This window comes from Phormidesmis sp. 146-12 (assembly GCF_052939495.1).
Genome location: NZ_JBJPHS010000049.1, coordinates 24,950 through 41,992 on the forward strand (window position 1 = coordinate 24,950; position 17,043 = coordinate 41,992).

Sequence of the window (17,043 nt, forward strand, 5' to 3'; positions counted from 1 at the left end):
AGCGTAAAGTTCTCAAAATCCAGCCCTCAAAATCCAGCCCTCAATCTTCAACCCTCAACCCTCAAAACTCCTTCCTGATTCAACAATAATGCTGACCTAAATTGTCGATTTTTGGACGCGAATTAGAACGCCGCAACCATTAAAAAAGTCAGCAAAAGTGTATCAGTGTTAGGATTGCGTCAGGACGAAAAAAAAGAACAAAGAAAGGAAAGGACACTTCATGCAAGAGTTCGAGAAGTCAATATCCTTTGATGGTAGGGATATTCGACTCAAAGTTGGATTGCTCGCTCCCCAAGCTGGAGGTTCGGTGTTAATCGAGTCGGGTGATACGGCAGTTTTGGTCGCTGCAACCCGTGCCCAAGGTCGAGAAGGCATCGATTTTCTACCGCTCCTTGTCGATTATGAAGAACGAATGTACGCAGCGGGTCGGATTCCCGGAGGCTTTCTGAGACGAGAAGGACGCCCCCCCGAAAAGGCAATTCTCACCTGTCGGCTAGTCGATCGCCCGCTGCGCCCCTTATTTCCCCTCTGGCTACGCGATGATATTCAGGTTGTAGCCACTACGCTGTCGATGGATGAAATGGTGCCTCCGGATGTGTTGGCGGTGACGGGCGCTTCGATCGCCGTTCTCTTGGCCAAGATTCCCTTTAATGGGCCGATGGCCGCCGTGCGCGTTGGCTTAGTCGGCGATGATTTTGTGATCAATCCCACCTACAAAGAGATTGAATCGGGCGATCTGGATCTCGTCGTCGCAGGCACGCCCGATGGCGTAATCATGGTCGAAGCGGGCGCAAATCAACTGCCTGAGCAAGACATGATCGAAGCGATCGATTTTGGCTACGAAGCAGTGCGCGATCTGATTGCCGCCCAGCTAGAACTCATCAAAGAACTGGGTATTGAACTGGTGAAGGAAGAAGCGCCGGCGATCGACCCCACGCTAGAAGACTTTATCCGAGAGCGAGTGACGGCTCCGGTCAAAGAGATTTTAGGCAGATTTGAGAAAGACAAGCACGTTAGAGAAACGGCGCTAGATGCGGTCAAAAAGTCGGTGGTCGAAGCGATCGCCGAACTTCCTGAAGAAGATCCGGTCAAAGTCGCGGCGGTTGCCAATCCCAAAGCGTTGAGCAATACGTTTAAGGATGTCACCAAAACGCTGATGCGCCGTCAAATTGTCGAAGACGGTGTGCGCGTCGATGGTCGCAAACTAGATGAAATTCGCCCGATTTCCTGTCGAGTTGGCGTGTTGCCGCGTCGGGTGCATGGCAGCGGTTTGTTTAACCGTGGATTGACTCAGGTGATGTCGGCGGTGACGTTGGGCAGTCCGGGAGATGCTCAAGACCTTGACGATTTGCACCCCGACGAAGAGAAGCGCTATCTGCACCATTACAACTTTCCGCCTTACTCAGTGGGTGAAACGCGCCCCATGCGATCGCCCGGTCGTCGAGAAATCGGTCACGGTGCCCTGGCAGAACGCGCGATCGTTCCCGTCTTGCCGCCCAAAGAGCAGTTTCCTTACGTGATCCGAGTGGTTTCCGAAGTGCTGTCTTCCAATGGTTCGACTTCGATGGGTTCGGTTTCTGGCTCGACTCTGGCGCTGATGGATGCGGGTGTGCCGTTGATCAAGCCTGTGGGCGGTGCTGCGATGGGGTTGATCAAAGAAGGCGAAGAAATTCGTATCCTCACCGACATTCAGGGTATCGAAGATTTCTTAGGCGATATGGATTTCAAAGTCGCGGGAACGGACACTGGGATTACCGCTCTGCAACTGGATATGAAGATCACAGGCCTGCCCATGAGTGTGATTGCAGACGCGATCAACAAGGCGAAACCTGCGCGGATTCATATTCTCAACAAAATGCTGGAGGCGATCGACAAGCCCCGCCAAGATATGTCACCCTTTGCGCCTCGGTTGCTCACCCTCAAGATTGATCAGGATTTGATTGGTCTGATCATTGGCCCTGGTGGCAAAACGATCAAGGGCATCACTGAGGAAACGGGAGCCAAAATCGACATTGACGATGATGGCACGATTACGATTTCCGCAGTCGATGGCGAGAAGGCCAAACGCGCCCGGAGTATTATTCAAGGCATGACGCGCAAGCTGAGTGCAGGGGATGTCTATGTGGGCAAAGTGACGCGGGTGATTCCGATCGGAGCCTTTGTCGAGTTTCTTCCTGGCAAGGAGGGCATGATCCACATTTCTCAACTGGCGGATCATCGGGTCGGCAAGGTCGAAGATGAGGTGACGTTGGGCGATGAGGTGATCGTCAAGATTCGTGAAATTGACAATCGGGGTCGCGTGAATTTGACTCGGTTGGGCATTCACCCAGATGAAGCTGCTGCCGCTCGTGGGGCTGTCACAGCTAGTTGAGGCTTGATTTAGTTAAAGATTTAGAAGTGATTCGTCCTCTAGCTTTGAGTTGGGGGGCGATTTTTTGTGGGTAAAGGGAGCCGCAAAGTGTCTGAAGGGTTGCTTTTTGAGAGAAACTTTGCGTCGATCGATGGCTCCCTAACTTCCTACACTCAATCTCCTACAGTTGCTCCTACAGTTGAATTGTCTTTTTGTTGTGCAATTCCTCCAAATGGATTAATGAACCCGCACCTATGACGATATCGAACTTCATTAAAGAACGCTGAATCTGATAGCCCGCTAACACGCGAATCACTTGATATTCAGTCGTCAAATCGCTCGTGCCATCCCATTTGAGATACGCCAGTTGATTTGAGGCAACTTCACTCAATTGTTCAACAAACTCTTCAATACAATTCCTGACATCCGAGAGAATGCCAGAGGGTACAAAAATCAAACGGTCTTGCAAATCCAACGTAACGGTGACTTGGTAACGTCTCACTAATGAGCATTGCAACTCAAAGCTAAACGAAACCGAGTCAGGAAGGTGTCTCCTAACGGCCATGTTGTTTTGTCCTCTCTGTTTAGTGCAAAGAGGATGGGAACGCTGACGGCTCAAACGTTCCCGCAAGATATGGAATGTATGCAGGATCTTGATTCCAGCCTTTCAAGATCCCATCGCAAAGCTGACGGTGTACAATCATATACGCCTCTGAAGTTACTACTCTTAACTTTAGATGGAAGTCCTCGGAGTTCTGATTGTGGAGATCAGGCTTCGGGGCGTTTAGATCCATCTGCGAGGTATTCTACAAGAGTTTTTCGTTTTTTGGAATCCCGAATTTTTGAGAGTGGCTCTGCTTGCACGAAAGCATCACTTGAATGCAGCGTCCTTTGCAGTCTATTTTGTTAAGCAGAGGGTGTGATAGATTTAGCATCAGGTGACTAGTTTATGCAAATGATGCCTGTACAGATGAAAGCGCAAGTGCTGTCTCTCCTTCAAGAAAATCAACAGCAGCTACATTGGTTTGGAGTGAGTCGTTGTGGTGTCTTTGGTTCATTTGTGCGTGACAGTGCAATTCATGATCAAAGCGATGTCGATATTTTGGTTGCTTTTGAGCCGGATGAGAAAACGTTTGATAACTTTATGCATCTCTCTTTTTTTCTGGAAGACCTTTTTGGTAGAGCGATCGATCTCGTCACGATCGAGTCATTAAGCCCTTACATTGGCCCACACATTTTGGATGAAGTCGAGTATGTCTCCATCGGCTCGTGAGTATTTACGAAATCAGGCTAATTCTCAAGCAGGAATATTTCTAAGCTGAAGTAGAAGTGTTGTCGATCTTCAAGCCTTTTTGCTCTCTGTGGGAATGCTAAAGCTGTCCGTCTAAACAATATTCTCTAATGGAATCTGAAGACAAAACTGAGCTTTTGGTTTGCGTTGGCACTTTTGATCACGCTGGCATTCCGATTACTGTAACCAAACATTTGAGCGATCGCGCAACCGTTGCGTTTCAAACAATTTCTCTCAACATGCTGGTTGCCAATTTACTAGACATTGCACCTGCCGAAGTTGCTTACGTTCACAGCAAAGACGGCACCTCGATCAAAATTGAGCGAAATTTCAAAGGCTTTATTGGCTACCTGCAAGCCTCTAACCAATCGGAGCCATGAGCGTTAGAATCGTCAGAGCTAGTTTAGACAGTTCAAATTAAAGACTATGGCCAGTGCAGACGATCGCAAAAAACGCATTCTAGAGCATCTTGCTCGCAGCACCGCAGATTTTGCGAAACCGCTTCCGATTCGATCGGCAGAGCGTAGACAGCGCATTCTCGATCACGTTCGGCGGACAACGGGCTAAAAAAAGGGGTGCTCGATCGAGCAATCCCCATTAGTGATTGAGAAGCTTGAATGTAACAGCGATTGAGCTTACTTGGCCGGAGGCATCAAAACTGTATCAATCACATGGATCACGCCGTTGCTGGCTTTGACATCGGCCCCGGTGACTTTTGACTTGTTGACCATCACGCCGCTTTTGCCCACCATCACGCTGACAGGGCTACCTTCGACCGTTTTGACCTTGCCCGATTTGAGGCTGGTCGAAAGCACTTCGCCGGGAACGACGTGGTAGGTGAGAACCTGGATGAGTTTGGCCTTGTTTTCGGGCTTGAGCAGCGTCTCAACCGTACCTTTGGGAAGTTTGGCAAAGGCGGCATCCGTGGGTGCAAAAACGGTGAACGGGCCAGACCCGTTGAGGGTTTCGACGAGGCCAGCCGCTTTGAGAGCAGCCGTCAGCGTTTTGAAAGAGCCGTTCGCGGTGGCAACGCCTACGATCGTTTCGCTTGATGTCATCCCACTAGGAGAACCCATCGGAGCCGGGGTAGACATCGGCTGAGTCATCGGCTCGACTGGCTGAGTCATCGGGCTAGACATGGGCATCGGTGCCGCGGGCTTGGGCTTGGGCGAGTGCATGTCTGCTTGGGTCGCATTAGGAAGGCTGACCAGCGCACCGAAGCTCAAGACTCCTGCGAGACTCAATAGTTTGATCACAGTCGTTTTCGTTTGCATGGGAATGGTATCCAGATTACGTAAAGTGAACTTTTGTAACGCCGCGTAAATCTTATAACGATTTTTCGCAAATCACAACAACTGTATGGCTTGTTTCAAATCGACTAAAGCGATCGGTTGAAACAGACCGTTGCGATCTGCCTCGCTACAAGAACTTGGCTAGAGTCGCCATTCGGTGCAGACGATCTTCGAGCTTTTTGGTTCCAATTAACCTCTTTTTTGTTCTAAACGACGACTGACGATCGACATCGAGTAGCAAAAAACCCAGTAAATCAGACCAATAAATAGATAAACTTCTGCGTAGCGTCCCAAGAACTGAGGTTGAGCCAAAATCGATCGGGCGATTCCCGTGAGTTCTACCAGGGCAAACAACGCTAACAGTGACGTATCTTTGAATAGCGAAATAAATTGTCCGACGATCGCTGGAATCACTGCCCGCAACGCTTGAGGCAGTACAATCAACCAGAGCGTCAGAGGCGTATTTAGCCCCAGTGCTTTAGCGGCTTCGATTTGACCCGATGGCACAGATTGCAACCCGCCGCGCACATTTTCTGCTAGATAAGCAGCGTTGAATAACACGAGTCCGGCGATCGCTCTCACGACGCGATCCAATCTCACCTGACCGGGCAACACTAGCGGCAACATCACCTGCGCCATAAAGAGGATTCCAATCAGGGGTAGTCCTCTGACTAGCTCAATGTATATCGTGCAGAATCCTTTAAGAACAGGTAGTGTACTCTGACGACCTAATGCTAAGAGAATACTAAGCGGAAAAGCTAAGAGAATGCTGATGATTGCTGACAACAATGTGAGCAACAATCCATTCCATAAATTTGTACCAACGGGAGTGAGAAAGCCCCCGCCTCCGATTAACCATAGGATGAGAAAAAAAGAAATTGGTAAAACGAATAGAGATGTCTTCTGTTGAGATAGTTTGAGTTGTCGGCTGAGAATGCTAGAGGCGATCGCCCCGACCAACACCAGAAAGGCAGCCCACAGTCGCCAGGATTGGCTAACGGGATAGCGTCCGATAAAAAACAGAGGCAAATTTCTAGCGACAACTGCCCACTGTGCTTTGATAAAAATCCAATTGATCAGCCCGTAACCAATCCAGATCAGCAGCGCAAAACAAACGATCGTTAGCAGACTATCCGCCCAGGTGTTAAAGAAGTTTTTGTGTAGCCAATGGGTCATGGAGACTTGAGTTTTGGGTTTTGAGGATTGAGTTGGGGTCATCGTTCTACCAGTTGTACGGAACGGTTGTACAAATTCATCGATAGGGAAATGATCAAGCTGATGGTCAGATAGGTTGCACAGATCAACAGCATGACTTCAACGGCGCGTCCGGTTTGATTAAACGTGGTCGATGAGATGGCGTAGAGATCGGGATAGCCGACGGCGATCGCCAGACTAGAATTTTTGGCTAAGTTCAAATATTGGTTAGAGAGGGACGGAATGATCGCCCGTAATGCCTGGGGCAAAATCACCAACCGCATCACCAGTCCGGGTTTGAGTCCGAGCGATCGGGCGGCTTCCCATTGACCTCCAGGCACTGACTGAATGCCGCCGCGCACAATTTCTGCGATAAAGGTTCCGGTGTAGAGGGTCAATCCGGCAAGTAAGGCGGAAAATTCGGGTGAAAGCTGTGTCCCCAGTAGCCCAACGCCTCGATTGCTAAAGTTGATGAATCCTAGCGAAATGGCATTCTCTGGGGTGGGCAAGCTCAAGAAAACAGCGAAATACCAGAAGAAAAGCTGTAATAGCAATGGGGTGTTTCGCAATCCTTCTACATAGACCATTGCTAGATGCCTGACCAGCCAATTGTTAGACAATCGAGCAATTCCCGCGGTCACACCGACGATCGTCGCGGCAATAATCCCAGTCACAATCACCTTGAGCGAATTGAGCAAGCCGATCAGTAGAGCTTGACTGTAGTTGTCAGACGGTTCGTAACCGACGGGAGTTTCGCCGATCGTAAAGCCGGCCTGCGATCGCAAAAACCCAAAGCCGACGCGAATTCCTAATTGTTTTAGGTTGCGATCGAGATTGGTGCCCAAAAATGCCAGTGCCGAGACAATGAGAACGACCGCGATCGCCTGTCCTGCAAATCGCCAAAATCGAGCAGTCCGCCAGAGAGGAGTCATGAAGACAATCGAAAAGGTATAGCGTCTAGATTACACCGAGTATTGGGCAGCGCAAATAATCTAATGTTATGTAGCTGAGTTTGCGACTCTTACGCCTCGCTTGTCTGCCGAAACCGCTCCAAAATCTGGTTTACAAACGTCTCGCCATCAATTGGAGGTGTATGAGTTGATGCCTCTATAGCTGCGTCAATTTTTGTTCTGACTACCTCGACCCATTCTGCATCGGCGCGACCCCTCGCGGGTAACTCGGAGAGATCGTATTCATCCAGCAGTCGCAAAGCTATCTCAAGCACTTCTTCGACAGAGCGATACTTTCCAGACTGGAGTTTGGTTTGAATCAGACGTTCCTGATCGGGAGTAAGACTAATGCTCATTGATGTCCGCTATACAAATTACTTGCTATTTTAGACTGAGGAAGCTAACTTTTCCTTCTCCCATTGCTCAAGCTCTCCGGTTGCCCATTGGCGTGTATCGAGATCGGCAGCATTAGCGGCGCAATCTTGCAATAGCTCAAAAGTGTGTGGGTGTTTAGGGTGATTGATTAGAAAGCTATTTAGGATACGCCATCGCGACTCTTGCGCTTGTGGAAAGAAACGTTGTTGTAGCCATACCAGAATGTTTGGACTGTCACTATAGTGTTCGACGATCTCTTCTACGACTTCTTCCTGAACAGAACACTCACATTCAAGGATGAACTGCTGCACCCATGCTAGAGTTTCCAGGTCATAGCCATAGTGCCGAACGATCGCTACCAAAGCAGATGCTTGAACACTCCAATGTCTATCTTGTTGAGCATAATCGGTTAGCAACGATAGAGTTGTTGGCTCATCTACATAATATTTAGCAATCGCAAATACCGCATCTGATGCTCCACGCTCGACCAGTGTTTGTAGCAATACCAAGGCTTGTGGATTGTCCCTAAAGGATCGCCCGATCTCATCTAATACAAAAGGTGAAAGTACTTCATCAGCAGACGGGTAAACATCATGGACTAACCATGTCAAAGTTTGCACATCGTCATGGAAATAATGAGTCACTGTCCGTATCAACGGAAGACCATCAGACCAATCTGGATATCTAATCGCTTTGAATTGTTCTTTTAGCCATGAGAGAGTATTTGGCTCATTTTGAAAGTACTTAGCAATTCGATCGCAAATTGCATCTGAGGTATTCATTAGATTCAATGAAAAATCATCCAGCTTATTAGTAGCAAACTCAGCCACCAAACGCACACGAGAACTGTCTTCATAGAATTCCTTTAACTCTGACAGCAATTGAGAACTAATTAATTCAATTACTTCTGGTTGTTCTACTTCCCCAAAGCAGTCAGCCGCAATCAAAAGCTTTTTGAGAGCATGATTTGCACAATACCGCTCATAATCTTCGTATAATTCAAGACAACCAAAATCTCTATCATGATGCTCAAGTTCCTGCTCCATTAGAAACTCAATCAACTTGCCTGCTGACTCTGCATCAATTATTCCGCAAATTAGCAGTAGCACTTCACGCCAAGCTTTATTTTGCCAATGCCTCCCAAATACTTCATCCCGTAACTGCTCAAAGGTCAGCCGCTCTTTAGCTTCTAAAGCAGCAAAATACTCCTCAAATGTTGGGTGGAGAAAGGCGTAGATAGATTCTCTGGGATTGCTTACATCGATGCCCACTTTATTTAGCCAACCTAGCTTTAATGCCAGGCAGAATAAAGAGGCTTCGTCTTCTGGTTCTCCCATGAACTGAGATATGAATTCGTGGCGTAAACAAAATCGATTAGCTTCTTTCTCGATCGCTTCTAGCGCCAGTTCACTCAGTTTGGCATTCAGTTGTTTACGCTGTTGAAACGTTGTCGGAATCTCCGTTTTCTTCCATTCATAAAAGCCTTTTGTAAACTGCTCGTATAGGGCTACTCTTGTTTCTGGAAGTTTGCCCTCTCGGATGTGCCAATCCAAACATAGCAGTGTGAGCAGTAGCGGATTTTTCACCAAATCTTGAATTCGTTCTCGCCCTCGTTCTCGTAGCGCTACACATAACCGCTGTCCTCGTGTTGCCTCTTCCTGAGCAAACCAGTTTTCGATAAACTGTTCTACCTGAGTTGGGTAAGAAAAATCTAATGTGCGGTAGGTATCAAAGACTTCCACACCATGAGCATGAGTGTCCCAAAGGTTTTGCCGACAAGTCAAAATAATCCGGGCTTGACCAATCCAGCCTGTGATCTGACTTGCGATCGCCTCCAAAGGAGAAGCATGAGTTCTAGCAGACATTTCATCTGCACCATCCAATAGCAACCAGGTTTGAGAGTCTTTAAACCACTCAACAAAAGCATTTTTCTGCTCTGGAGAAACATTGGCAACTTTCAAACTATCCTTGAGCCATGTCTCCAAAAGGTATTCTTCTAAAGTCTTCCCTCCCAGTGCAGAGAGCGAAACCCAAATAACAGCCTGCTTCAGTTCTTGAGTGATCCATTGGGCTATCTGCTGTAATCGGGTTGTCTTACCTGCACCTGGCTGTCCGACGATCGTAATCCGCCGACCCTGGCTCTTTGGGCTTTGCTTTTGTCGAAGCACTTGATCTAAAAACTGCTGATGCTCAAAGGTTTGGGTGATTTTTGCTTCCCGGTATAGCTTTGATCCTTCTTCTGGCGCAACATCACCTTGTGGTTTTGGAGGCTTACGCTCTTCCAAACCCAAAGGCACATATACCGAGTCTAAGTGATGGTTTATCCCCTGGCTTCTTGTCAAAAAATTAGTCGTTAATTTTTGCTGCTCTTCCAGTCGTATCTGGCTAATCTGATACCAATCGATTGGAACATCTAGTTTTGACGAATCCTCTTTTGTTGACTTTTCAATTGCTGACCTTGCAGTCTGCTCAGACTGTTTCTTCCACTTAATCAACAAGTCAACAGGATACTTCACTTCATCACTGTCAATCAATTTGGCGCAGTTTTGACAAAGCCACATTCCGTTGTCTATAGATTTTCTTGCTTCTGATAAAATTGTTGGATTGTACCTTTTTCCACCTGAAGCGGCGGCTGTAATGTGTGCTGCAACACCAATATTGACGAATTTTGACGGGTCTTCGTGTGGGCCGCTGGTTAACTTACGACAGCCAGGATTGGAACACCGATAGCCTACCCGCTTTGCAAGAGTCTCTTTGATTGATGTAGCAAAATCATCTCGCATAGCAATCAACTTGAAACTTAGCTAAGTAACCTTATGATGCGCTACTTTTCCCCGATACTGACCAGTAAACCGAAATACTCATAAACCAATAATTTAAGTCATACAATAAGAAATTAGCTCTACCTATCTCCTGGCAGCCTGCAATTAGTTCCTATTTTTGATTTGTGGAATGACGATCGTAAACTCTGTGCCTTCTCCAAGTGTGGATTGACAGCGCAATTGTCCTTGATGTTTTTCGACGACAATTTGATAGCTGATTGATAGCCCCAGTCCAGTACCTTTGCCGACAGGCTTTGTTGTAAAAAACGGATCAAATAGCCGACTCATGACTTCTTCAGGCATTCCAGAACCACTGTCGATAATGTGAATGATGGTATTCTCTCTCGTGTGCTGAGTCACAATGCGAATGGTTGGTTTAGCAATCTCACACTGATCGAATTTTGAGCGCTCAAACCTTTCTTCTAATGCATCGATCGCGTTGCTCAAAATGTTCATAAACACTTGATTTAGCTGTCCGGCGTAGCATTCCACAGGCGGTAGATTGCCATAGTCTTTGATCACCTGAATCCCTGGAAAATCAGATTTTGGCTTGAGACGATGTTGCAAAATCATCAAGGTGCTGTCGAGACTTTCGTGGAGGTCGATCGCTTTGATGTCTGCCTCGTCGAGTCGAGAAAACGTCCTCAGTGACAAGACAATTTCACGAATTCGTTCGGCTCCGATCTTCATCGAATTCAGGGTTTTGGGCAGATCAGACATTAAGAAGTCTAAGTCGATCGCTTCGATTTCGGTCTGAAGCGCCGGGTTTGGATTGGGATAATATCGCTGATAACTTTCTAATAAAGCGATGAGATCTTGAGCATATTCAGATGTGTGAGCAATGTTGCCATAGATGAAGTTCACTGGATTGTTGATCTCATGGGCCACGCCCGCAACTAATTGTCCCAGACTGGACATTTTCTCACTTTGAATGAGTTGAGATTGAGTTATTCGCAGTTGACGCAAAGTGGATTCTAAGTCTTGGGTTTGTTGCCGCAGTTGAGACTCAGACGATCGCAGCGCCAATTCTGCGTGTTTGTAGTCACTGATGTCGCGGGCAATGGTCGATAAAAATTCGATGTCGCCCTGTTCGCTGCGATGGGCCATCATCACCTGAGACACGGGAATTTTGCGTCCATCTCGCGAGAGCAATAGTGTTTCACCTGACCAGATGCCCTGTTGTAAAGCGGTGTTTAGGGCTTCCTGTTGAAATTGGTCGAGCGCAGAGGGGGCGATCATGGTGCCGATCGCAAATCCCTGATCCATTTCAGCTTGAGACAGATTTAACAATTGCCGTCCGGCTTGATTGATGTAGGAGGTGTTGCCCCGCCCATCGGCGATGACGACTAAATCGGTGGTTGCTTCTAAGATGGCGACTAATCGGGACTGTTCTTTTGCGGTTTGTTTACGTTCGGCTTCGATCTGTTTGCGATCGCTGATATCTAATAACAACCCATCCCAAACCACTGCGCCGTCGGGTTGCCGTTCGGGTCGAGAGCTTCCTTGAATCCATTTGACCTGCCCAGAAGCGGTAAACGTTCGGCCTTCCCAATGCCAAGTTTCCAGGGTTTTGGCGGAGTGCATAACCGATTCAAAAAAGTTGTGACGATCGTCTGGGTGCAGCAAGTCGATCAGCCGTTCAGCGCTTTGCTCGATTTCTTCAGGCTCGATGCCATATAGATCCCGACAACCCAACGACGCATAGGGGAAAGCGGATGATCCGTCCGGCTCTAATCGAAATTGATAAATCATGCCAGGAACGTTGGCCGTCAGTTTCTGAAATCGGATTTCACTTTGAGCCAGGGCAGCTTCTGCGTCTCGACGATCGCGAATCTCTTGTTCTAGCTGGGCGATCGTGGCTTCTAGTTCTTGAGTGCGCTGGGCGACTTTGGCTTCGAGGTCTGTCTGAAAGCGCTGTTTTTCCTGGTCGAGGGTGATGCGATCGGTAATGTCTTCGATTGTTACCAAAATACCAATTACGTCGCCCTGATCGTTTTTGAGTGGAAGCTTGCTGGTATCTAACCAGGCTTGTTTGCCGTCTGCTTGCTGCTGTGGCTCAATAATATGAAGTTGGGGAATACCGGACTCTATGACGCGGCGATCGCGCTCCCGAAACGATTCCGCCTCTTCGAGTTTCCAGGGCATGTCATAGTCTGTTTTGCCGATGATCTGCTCTGGTGACGCTACTCCAGCGACTTTGGCTCCGTTGTGGTTACAGCCCAAATAGACAGAGTTGCGGTCTTTCCAAAAAATCAACTGGGGAAGGGTATCGAGTACTCGCTGAAAAAGCTGAGTTGCGATCGGGAGTTGAGCGCTGGGGTGCAAATTGGATTCAACGACAAAATCTGATTGCGGTTGCGTTGTTTCTGAGTGCATCTCCAAATCCCCAAAGCATCGAAAGAAGAAAGATAGTCTACTGTTCCCATAAATATTTTACTATGCTCACGATTTATACTCACTTTCACCAAACTCAGAGCCAGGTTGATGAACGAGGGGAGCGATCGTGCGCTACAAATGCGCTACAAAGGGGTAATGACTGAAATGAGACAACCGTCCTCACAAGTTATAAAGTAAGTTACAAAATGGTCAGTTTGAGTTTTTGCATCATTGTTAAAAATGAAGAGGCAGCGTTGCCAAAATGTCTGGCCAGCGTTCGCGATGTCGTTGACGAAATGGTTGTATTAGATACAGGATCGACGGATGAGACGCAGGCGATCGCTCGCCAATGGGGTGCCGCTGTTTATAGCTTTGAGTGGTGCGACGATTTCTCAGCCGCCCGTAATGAATCTCTCAAATACGTTCACGGCGATTGGGTGCTGGTGTTGGATGCCGATGAGGTGTTGGTGCCTGAGATTGTGCCTGATTTGAAGCAAGCGATCCAAAACGAACAGCGACTTTTGGTTAATCTAGTGCGACAAGAAATCGGCGCAGCCCAATCGCCTTACTCGCTGGTGTCTCGGTTGTTTCGTCGTCATCCTGACCTTTACTTTAGTCGTCCGTATCATGCAATGGTGGATGACAGTGTAAATGAGTTGTTGCAGCGCGAATCGCAGTGGCAAATTGGTTATTTACCAAAGGTTGCTATTTTGCATGATGGATATCAACCGGATGTGATTGCGGCGAGAGATAAGTTTGCGAAGGCACGATCGATTATGGAAGGCTTTCTCAAAACACATCCTAGCGATCCGTATGTATGCAGCAAATTGGGGGCGCTTTATGTCGAGATGGGTGAAGTGCCCAAGGGCCTGAGCTTATTAGAACGCGGGCTGTATGCTGCTAATATTGATATTCCCATTTTATATGAACTGCATTATCACTTAGGCAGTGTTCATAGTGAGTTAGGTAATGCAATTCAAGCCGAGCGCCACTATCAAACCGCAGCAGAGCAACCGATTTTACCTAAACTTAAATTAGGTGCTTTAAACAATTGGGGCAATTTGCTCAAAGAGAAAGGTAATTTAATTCAAGCAAAACAGTTATATGAACAGGTGTTAGAAATTGATCCAACATTAGCGATCGCGCACAACAATCTAGCGATAACTCTCAAATCAATGGGCCAGTTTGTCGAAGCGATCGCTCACTACCAGATCGCCATTCAACTCCAACCCCAATATGCTGAGGCTTATCAAAATCTCGGTGTCGCCCTACTCAAAATCGGTCAGGTTCCCGAAAGTTTGGCAGCCTTTCGATCGGCGATCGCCCTCCACCAACAGACAGGCTCCCCCGAAGGCGATCGATTACGTCAAGGTCTACAAGACATGGGATTTGTCGTGTGATTAGCTACCAAATTTTGGTCATTCGTAGCGTGAATTTTGGTAATTCTGGATCGCCGCTTACCGATTCTGGATCGTTCAAAATGTCTGGAGTGACGTTAGGACGGTAGACATGAGCGGTACGATTTTGGCGATCGATCAACAGTCCCAACCTTGCCCCATTGTCGAGATATTCCTGCATTTTGTTTTGCAGTGTGGTTAATGAATCACTTGCCGATCGCAGTTCAATTACCGAGTCTGGACAAATCGGAGCAAAGGAGGCTTTTTGTTCGTCAGTGAGGGCGTTCCAGCGATCGAGCCTGATCCACGAAGCATCGGGCGATCGCACCGCACCATTGGGAAGCGTAAAGCCTGCACTAGAGTCAAAACAGATGCCTGTCCCGTCTTGTCTTGCCCAAATTCCTAATTCAACGGCAAGGTCAAAATTTCGATTTCCGGTATCCGAAAAAGTGGGCGGCATGATGATGACTTCTCCCTGGGCTGTCCGCTCGATTCGCAAATCAGGATTGACCTGACAAAATTCGTAAAACTTCTCGTGAGTGCTGGTGTTGAGCGAAGGGAGATGAACCGTCACAGGAACGCTCTGGATCAATAGCGTGGTCATGGGTGCCTTCTGGGTTGAGCAAGTTGCTTTTATTGTAGAGCGATCGGGCTTGGCTGCCTTGAGGAGTCGATCGATTGTGGAATTTGATTAACTTGAATTCGATGAAATTCTTTGCTTCGGTTGCCAATCCGAGCTGACTCTTGTCGAGCTGACTCTTGTATCTTTGGCTGTGTCACTAGGGCTAATGCAGGAACGATCGCAGGACGGTTGCCCTTGACTTCTACAAAAAGAATCGCGCCACTGGAAATTTTGGAGGAGCGATCGCTTCCTCAATTCCCGGACACTCTAATTCTCGATTCCCTTTGAATTCAGGACAAGCATTTTCACTTTTCGATTCGCTCAAGTTCTTCTCGGACAACTCTGCGTAAAGTGGTTTCTAAAGGTTCGTGGCTCTGCTGAATGTGTTGACGCAGTACCTTGTTGATCAAGCTTTGGTAGTTTCCGCCGCCTGCTGCATGAACTTGTTCTCGAAACCAGGTCAGGATGTCGTCGTCTAACCGAATGGTAATTTGAGTTTTTCCTGCTGCGGTTGGCTCTACTGCGCCTCGTTTGCCTTGACTAAAATCGTACTCTGCTTCCATGACTCATCCCTCACTGTATTGATTTCGTTCTGAACGGGTTGCCGATCGCGCAGAAATTAATCGAATTTCATCATCTCGCCAAGTGTAGACCACAACGAGAAAGCGACCCAGAGCATCCAGTCCGATCGTGATGTAGCGTTCTTCGTCATACCGTTGGTCTGTCAGGGTAATGGCGCAATCGTCGGAGAAGACGGAGACTGCATCGGCAAAATCAATTCCATGTTTGCTGAGATTATTCGCTGCTTTTTGGGTGTCCCATTGATACGCCATGCTTCTAATTGTATGTACATCTACAAAGACCGAAGATTAAAAACGGTTGATAGCCCCTCAACGCTCGTCGGTTTTCTTGAATGCAGGAAAGTCGATCGTTCTGGAATGTCGGCTCACAGTGGAGTGTTGTCGGAGCCAATGGGAGAACGATCGCAGGACGGTTGCCCTTGACTTCTACAAAAAGAATCGCGGAACACTATGCTAATGACTGGATTGGATCGTTTGGGGGTGGATGTCGTCCGACCGCTCGATCTGCCGCACGGATATTGAGAATTCGTTCTCGATTTAAGGTCAAGGCTGCGATCGTGGCATCGCCAATATCCGTTAAGCCAATGATGGTTAGACCATCCGCAGACCAGATAAAGTGCTCGTTCCAACCCTGTTGGCGAGGGTTAAATAGAGGAATTTGCCGATCGGTTTGAGGGTCGATCGTAGTGGTTTTGTCGGTCTTTCTGCGATTGCAGTGGAAGCAAGCAAGTGCCAAATTGCTGAGGTCGTCTGTGCCACCTTGAGCGATGGGGAGAATGTGGTCGATTGTAAACTGGACATATTGCCATTGCTCAGAAGCGTGGCAATATTCACAGAGTTTACTGGCTCGTTGGCGAACTTGTTGTTGCAGCTCTGGTGAGAGTTTGCGCCGGGTTGACATTCTAAGGGCGGCTCACTCGGATGAACTGAGAGATAAGTTGCGGAGGGTGCGGTTGACGAAGCTGAGATAGTCGTCCATTTCTTCGTAAGCGTCGAGTTCGATTTCTTCTTCTAAGCTGAGGGCGACCCCTTGCGGGTAACTCGAAGAGATCGCTTGTTGTTTGGAGAGTAATGCTTCGATGCGGGTTTGCACGAGGCTGGAGGCGCGAAAGATAGGGATGCCTTCTTCAAGTTCGAGGCGAACGGCTCCTTCGATCGGGAGTGAGGCAGGTAGGTTTCGCAGTGTGGGCGGCAGGTGTAAGGTCATGCTTTGCTTCAATGACTCAGATTCTTTCTCTTATTGTGCAGGAACGCCGACCGTTCTGGAATGTCTGCTCACAGTGGAGTGTTGTTGTCGGAGCCAATGGGAGAACGATCGCCCGAATGTTGCCCCTGACTTCTGCAAAATTATCGCGGCACTGGATGTTTTGGGAGAGAAAGCCTTCCATTGCTTCCCCACCCCTCACTTCCTATTCCCCATTCCCTCCCATCCACTGTCGCAAGACCTCTAAACTCTCGCGCATGGTCATCGTTTGTGGATGATTATTACCCAAAAGCTGCTGATTTATTTCTAGCGCCTGCACCAGCAAAGGTGCTGCTTCAACATACCGTCCCTGATTTGCGTAAAGCACTGCCAAATTGTTGAGGCTGGTTGCCACATCGGGATGGTTCTCGCCTAAGAGCGATCGTCTCAATAGCAAAGCTTGTTGATAGAGAGGTTCGGCATCTTCGTAGCGTCCCTGAGAATAGTACAGTCCTGCCAAATTATTGAGGCTGGTTGCCACATGGGGATGAGTCTCGCCTAAGAGCGATCGTCTCAATAGCAAAGCTTGTTGAAAGAGGGGTTCGGCTGC

Annotated in this window: 20 protein-coding genes; 6 read left to right on the top strand and 14 right to left on the bottom strand. The window is 48.0% G+C overall.

Going from position 1 to position 17,043, the window contains the following annotated elements; genetic code table 11:
- The first annotated feature begins 220 nt into the window (after window positions 1-220).
- Window positions 221-2,371, top strand: coding sequence for a polyribonucleotide nucleotidyltransferase (locus ACKFKF_RS19810; protein WP_446856493.1), 2,151 nt, complete (start codon window positions 221-223; stop codon window positions 2,369-2,371).
- 172 nt (window positions 2,372-2,543) lie between these two features.
- On the opposite strand, the gene ACKFKF_RS19815 is transcribed toward ACKFKF_RS19810, so the two are convergent.
- Complete coding sequence (locus ACKFKF_RS19815) at window positions 2,544-2,915, bottom strand: hypothetical protein (protein WP_446869288.1); 372 nt, start codon at window positions 2,913-2,915, stop codon at window positions 2,544-2,546.
- A gap of 384 nt (window positions 2,916-3,299) precedes the next feature.
- Between ACKFKF_RS19815 and ACKFKF_RS19820 the strand changes: the two genes are divergently transcribed.
- The 3 genes from ACKFKF_RS19820 to ACKFKF_RS19830 all read left to right on the top strand — a co-directional run bounded on the left by ACKFKF_RS19820 (window position 3,300) and on the right by ACKFKF_RS19830 (window position 4,208).
- A complete protein-coding gene (locus tag ACKFKF_RS19820) occupies window positions 3,300-3,623 on the top strand; it encodes a nucleotidyltransferase family protein (RefSeq protein WP_446869289.1) in 324 nt (107 codons plus the stop codon).
- 128 nt (window positions 3,624-3,751) lie between these two features.
- Window positions 3,752-4,021, top strand: a complete 270-nt coding sequence (locus tag ACKFKF_RS19825; RefSeq protein ID WP_446856496.1) for a hypothetical protein — start codon at window positions 3,752-3,754, stop codon at window positions 4,019-4,021.
- Between the two features lie 46 nt (window positions 4,022-4,067).
- Window positions 4,068-4,208, top strand: coding sequence for a hypothetical protein (locus ACKFKF_RS19830; RefSeq protein ID WP_446856497.1), 141 nt, complete (start codon window positions 4,068-4,070; stop codon window positions 4,206-4,208).
- Between the two features lie 68 nt (window positions 4,209-4,276).
- Here the strand turns inward: ACKFKF_RS19830 and ACKFKF_RS19835 are convergent, their stop codons facing one another.
- From ACKFKF_RS19835 to ACKFKF_RS19860, 6 genes are all read right to left on the bottom strand, one after another.
- Window positions 4,277-4,915, bottom strand: a complete 639-nt coding sequence (locus ACKFKF_RS19835) for a fasciclin domain-containing protein (protein ID WP_446869290.1) — start codon at window positions 4,913-4,915, stop codon at window positions 4,277-4,279.
- A 207-nt stretch (window positions 4,916-5,122) separates the two neighbouring features.
- Window positions 5,123-6,151 (bottom strand): amino acid ABC transporter permease, encoded by a 1,029-nt coding sequence (locus ACKFKF_RS19840; RefSeq protein ID WP_446869291.1) that lies wholly within the window; start codon window positions 6,149-6,151, stop codon window positions 5,123-5,125.
- The gene (locus ACKFKF_RS19845; protein ID WP_446869293.1) at window positions 6,148-7,059 is read right to left on the bottom strand and encodes an amino acid ABC transporter permease; all 912 of its coding nucleotides are present in this window, start codon (window positions 7,057-7,059) and stop codon (window positions 6,148-6,150) included. The genes ACKFKF_RS19840 and ACKFKF_RS19845 overlap by 4 nt, the downstream gene beginning before the upstream one ends.
- Before the next feature lie 89 nt (window positions 7,060-7,148).
- Window positions 7,149-7,433 carry a ribbon-helix-helix domain-containing protein gene (locus ACKFKF_RS19850; RefSeq protein ID WP_446869294.1) on the bottom strand — a complete coding sequence of 95 codons (285 nt, stop codon included), beginning with the start codon at window positions 7,431-7,433 and terminating at the stop codon, window positions 7,149-7,151.
- 30 nt (window positions 7,434-7,463) lie between these two features.
- On the bottom strand, window positions 7,464-9,749 hold the full coding sequence (locus tag ACKFKF_RS19855) for an NACHT domain-containing protein (RefSeq protein ID WP_446869295.1): 2,286 nt from the start codon (window positions 9,747-9,749) through the stop codon (window positions 7,464-7,466).
- 630 nt (window positions 9,750-10,379) lie between these two features.
- A complete protein-coding gene (locus ACKFKF_RS19860; RefSeq protein WP_446869296.1) occupies window positions 10,380-12,650 on the bottom strand; it encodes a PAS domain S-box protein in 2,271 nt (756 codons plus the stop codon).
- Between the two features lie 206 nt (window positions 12,651-12,856).
- Between ACKFKF_RS19860 and ACKFKF_RS19865 the strand changes: the two genes are divergently transcribed.
- Window positions 12,857-14,050 (top strand): glycosyltransferase, encoded by a 1,194-nt coding sequence (locus ACKFKF_RS19865; protein ID WP_446856505.1) that lies wholly within the window; start codon window positions 12,857-12,859, stop codon window positions 14,048-14,050.
- 4 nt (window positions 14,051-14,054) lie between these two features.
- Here ACKFKF_RS19865 and ACKFKF_RS19870 read toward each other — a convergent pair whose 3' ends face one another.
- From ACKFKF_RS19870 to ACKFKF_RS19885, 4 genes are all read right to left on the bottom strand, one after another.
- A complete protein-coding gene (locus tag ACKFKF_RS19870; RefSeq protein ID WP_446869297.1) occupies window positions 14,055-14,651 on the bottom strand; it encodes a Uma2 family endonuclease in 597 nt (198 codons plus the stop codon).
- Window positions 14,652-14,871: 220 nt separating this feature from the next.
- On the bottom strand, window positions 14,872-14,994 hold the full coding sequence (locus tag ACKFKF_RS19875) for a hypothetical protein (RefSeq protein WP_446869298.1): 123 nt from the start codon (window positions 14,992-14,994) through the stop codon (window positions 14,872-14,874).
- Window positions 14,975-15,232 carry a BrnA antitoxin family protein gene (locus tag ACKFKF_RS19880; RefSeq protein WP_446856507.1) on the bottom strand — a complete coding sequence of 86 codons (258 nt, stop codon included), beginning with the start codon at window positions 15,230-15,232 and terminating at the stop codon, window positions 14,975-14,977. The genes ACKFKF_RS19875 and ACKFKF_RS19880 overlap by 20 nt, the downstream gene beginning before the upstream one ends.
- Before the next feature lie 3 nt (window positions 15,233-15,235).
- Complete coding sequence (locus ACKFKF_RS19885) at window positions 15,236-15,502, bottom strand: BrnT family toxin (protein ID WP_446856508.1); 267 nt, start codon at window positions 15,500-15,502, stop codon at window positions 15,236-15,238.
- A 12-nt stretch (window positions 15,503-15,514) separates the two neighbouring features.
- Between ACKFKF_RS19885 and ACKFKF_RS19890 the strand changes: the two genes are divergently transcribed.
- Window positions 15,515-15,673, top strand: coding sequence for a hypothetical protein (locus tag ACKFKF_RS19890; RefSeq protein WP_446869300.1), 159 nt, complete (start codon window positions 15,515-15,517; stop codon window positions 15,671-15,673).
- Window positions 15,674-15,698: 25 nt separating this feature from the next.
- On the opposite strand, the gene ACKFKF_RS19895 is transcribed toward ACKFKF_RS19890, so the two are convergent.
- The 3 genes from ACKFKF_RS19895 to ACKFKF_RS19905 form a co-directional block, all read right to left on the bottom strand.
- Window positions 15,699-16,151, bottom strand: coding sequence for an HNH endonuclease (locus tag ACKFKF_RS19895; RefSeq protein ID WP_446869301.1), 453 nt, complete (start codon window positions 16,149-16,151; stop codon window positions 15,699-15,701).
- 12 nt (window positions 16,152-16,163) lie between these two features.
- The gene (locus tag ACKFKF_RS19900) at window positions 16,164-16,457 is read right to left on the bottom strand and encodes a hypothetical protein (protein WP_446869303.1); all 294 of its coding nucleotides are present in this window, start codon (window positions 16,455-16,457) and stop codon (window positions 16,164-16,166) included.
- A 202-nt stretch (window positions 16,458-16,659) separates the two neighbouring features.
- Window positions 16,660-17,043 (bottom strand): tetratricopeptide repeat protein (locus ACKFKF_RS19905; protein WP_446869305.1); only part of this gene is annotated, 384 nt, incomplete at its 5' end.

Excerpts from the sequence above, each read along its gene's own strand:
- ACKFKF_RS19825 (WP_446856496.1), top strand. The coding sequence starts at position 3,752 with ATGGAATCTGAAGACAAAACTGAGCTTTTGGTTTGCGTTGGCACTTTT.
- ACKFKF_RS19830 (WP_446856497.1), top strand. The coding sequence starts at position 4,068 with ATGGCCAGTGCAGACGATCGCAAAAAACGCATTCTAGAGCATCTTGCT.
- ACKFKF_RS19865 (WP_446856505.1), top strand. The coding sequence starts at position 12,857 with ATGGTCAGTTTGAGTTTTTGCATCATTGTTAAAAATGAAGAGGCAGCG.
- ACKFKF_RS19820 (WP_446869289.1), top strand. The coding sequence starts at position 3,300 with ATGCAAATGATGCCTGTACAGATGAAAGCGCAAGTGCTGTCTCTCCTT.
- ACKFKF_RS19895 (WP_446869301.1), bottom strand. The coding sequence starts at position 16,151 with ATGTCAACCCGGCGCAAACTCTCACCAGAGCTGCAACAACAAGTTCGC.
- ACKFKF_RS19885 (WP_446856508.1), bottom strand. The coding sequence starts at position 15,502 with ATGGCGTATCAATGGGACACCCAAAAAGCAGCGAATAATCTCAGCAAA.
- ACKFKF_RS19870 (WP_446869297.1), bottom strand. The coding sequence starts at position 14,651 with ATGACCACGCTATTGATCCAGAGCGTTCCTGTGACGGTTCATCTCCCT.
- ACKFKF_RS19845 (WP_446869293.1), bottom strand. The coding sequence starts at position 7,059 with ATGACTCCTCTCTGGCGGACTGCTCGATTTTGGCGATTTGCAGGACAG.
- ACKFKF_RS19900 (WP_446869303.1), bottom strand. The coding sequence starts at position 16,457 with ATGACCTTACACCTGCCGCCCACACTGCGAAACCTACCTGCCTCACTC.
- ACKFKF_RS19810 (WP_446856493.1), top strand. The coding sequence starts at position 221 with ATGCAAGAGTTCGAGAAGTCAATATCCTTTGATGGTAGGGATATTCGA.
- ACKFKF_RS19815 (WP_446869288.1), bottom strand. The coding sequence starts at position 2,915 with ATGGCCGTTAGGAGACACCTTCCTGACTCGGTTTCGTTTAGCTTTGAG.
- ACKFKF_RS19850 (WP_446869294.1), bottom strand. The coding sequence starts at position 7,433 with ATGAGCATTAGTCTTACTCCCGATCAGGAACGTCTGATTCAAACCAAA.
- ACKFKF_RS19880 (WP_446856507.1), bottom strand. The coding sequence starts at position 15,232 with ATGGAAGCAGAGTACGATTTTAGTCAAGGCAAACGAGGCGCAGTAGAG.
- ACKFKF_RS19860 (WP_446869296.1), bottom strand. The coding sequence starts at position 12,650 with ATGCACTCAGAAACAACGCAACCGCAATCAGATTTTGTCGTTGAATCC.
- ACKFKF_RS19835 (WP_446869290.1), bottom strand. The coding sequence starts at position 4,915 with ATGCAAACGAAAACGACTGTGATCAAACTATTGAGTCTCGCAGGAGTC.
- ACKFKF_RS19840 (WP_446869291.1), bottom strand. The coding sequence starts at position 6,151 with ATGACCCCAACTCAATCCTCAAAACCCAAAACTCAAGTCTCCATGACC.
- ACKFKF_RS19890 (WP_446869300.1), top strand. The coding sequence starts at position 15,515 with ATGTACATCTACAAAGACCGAAGATTAAAAACGGTTGATAGCCCCTCA.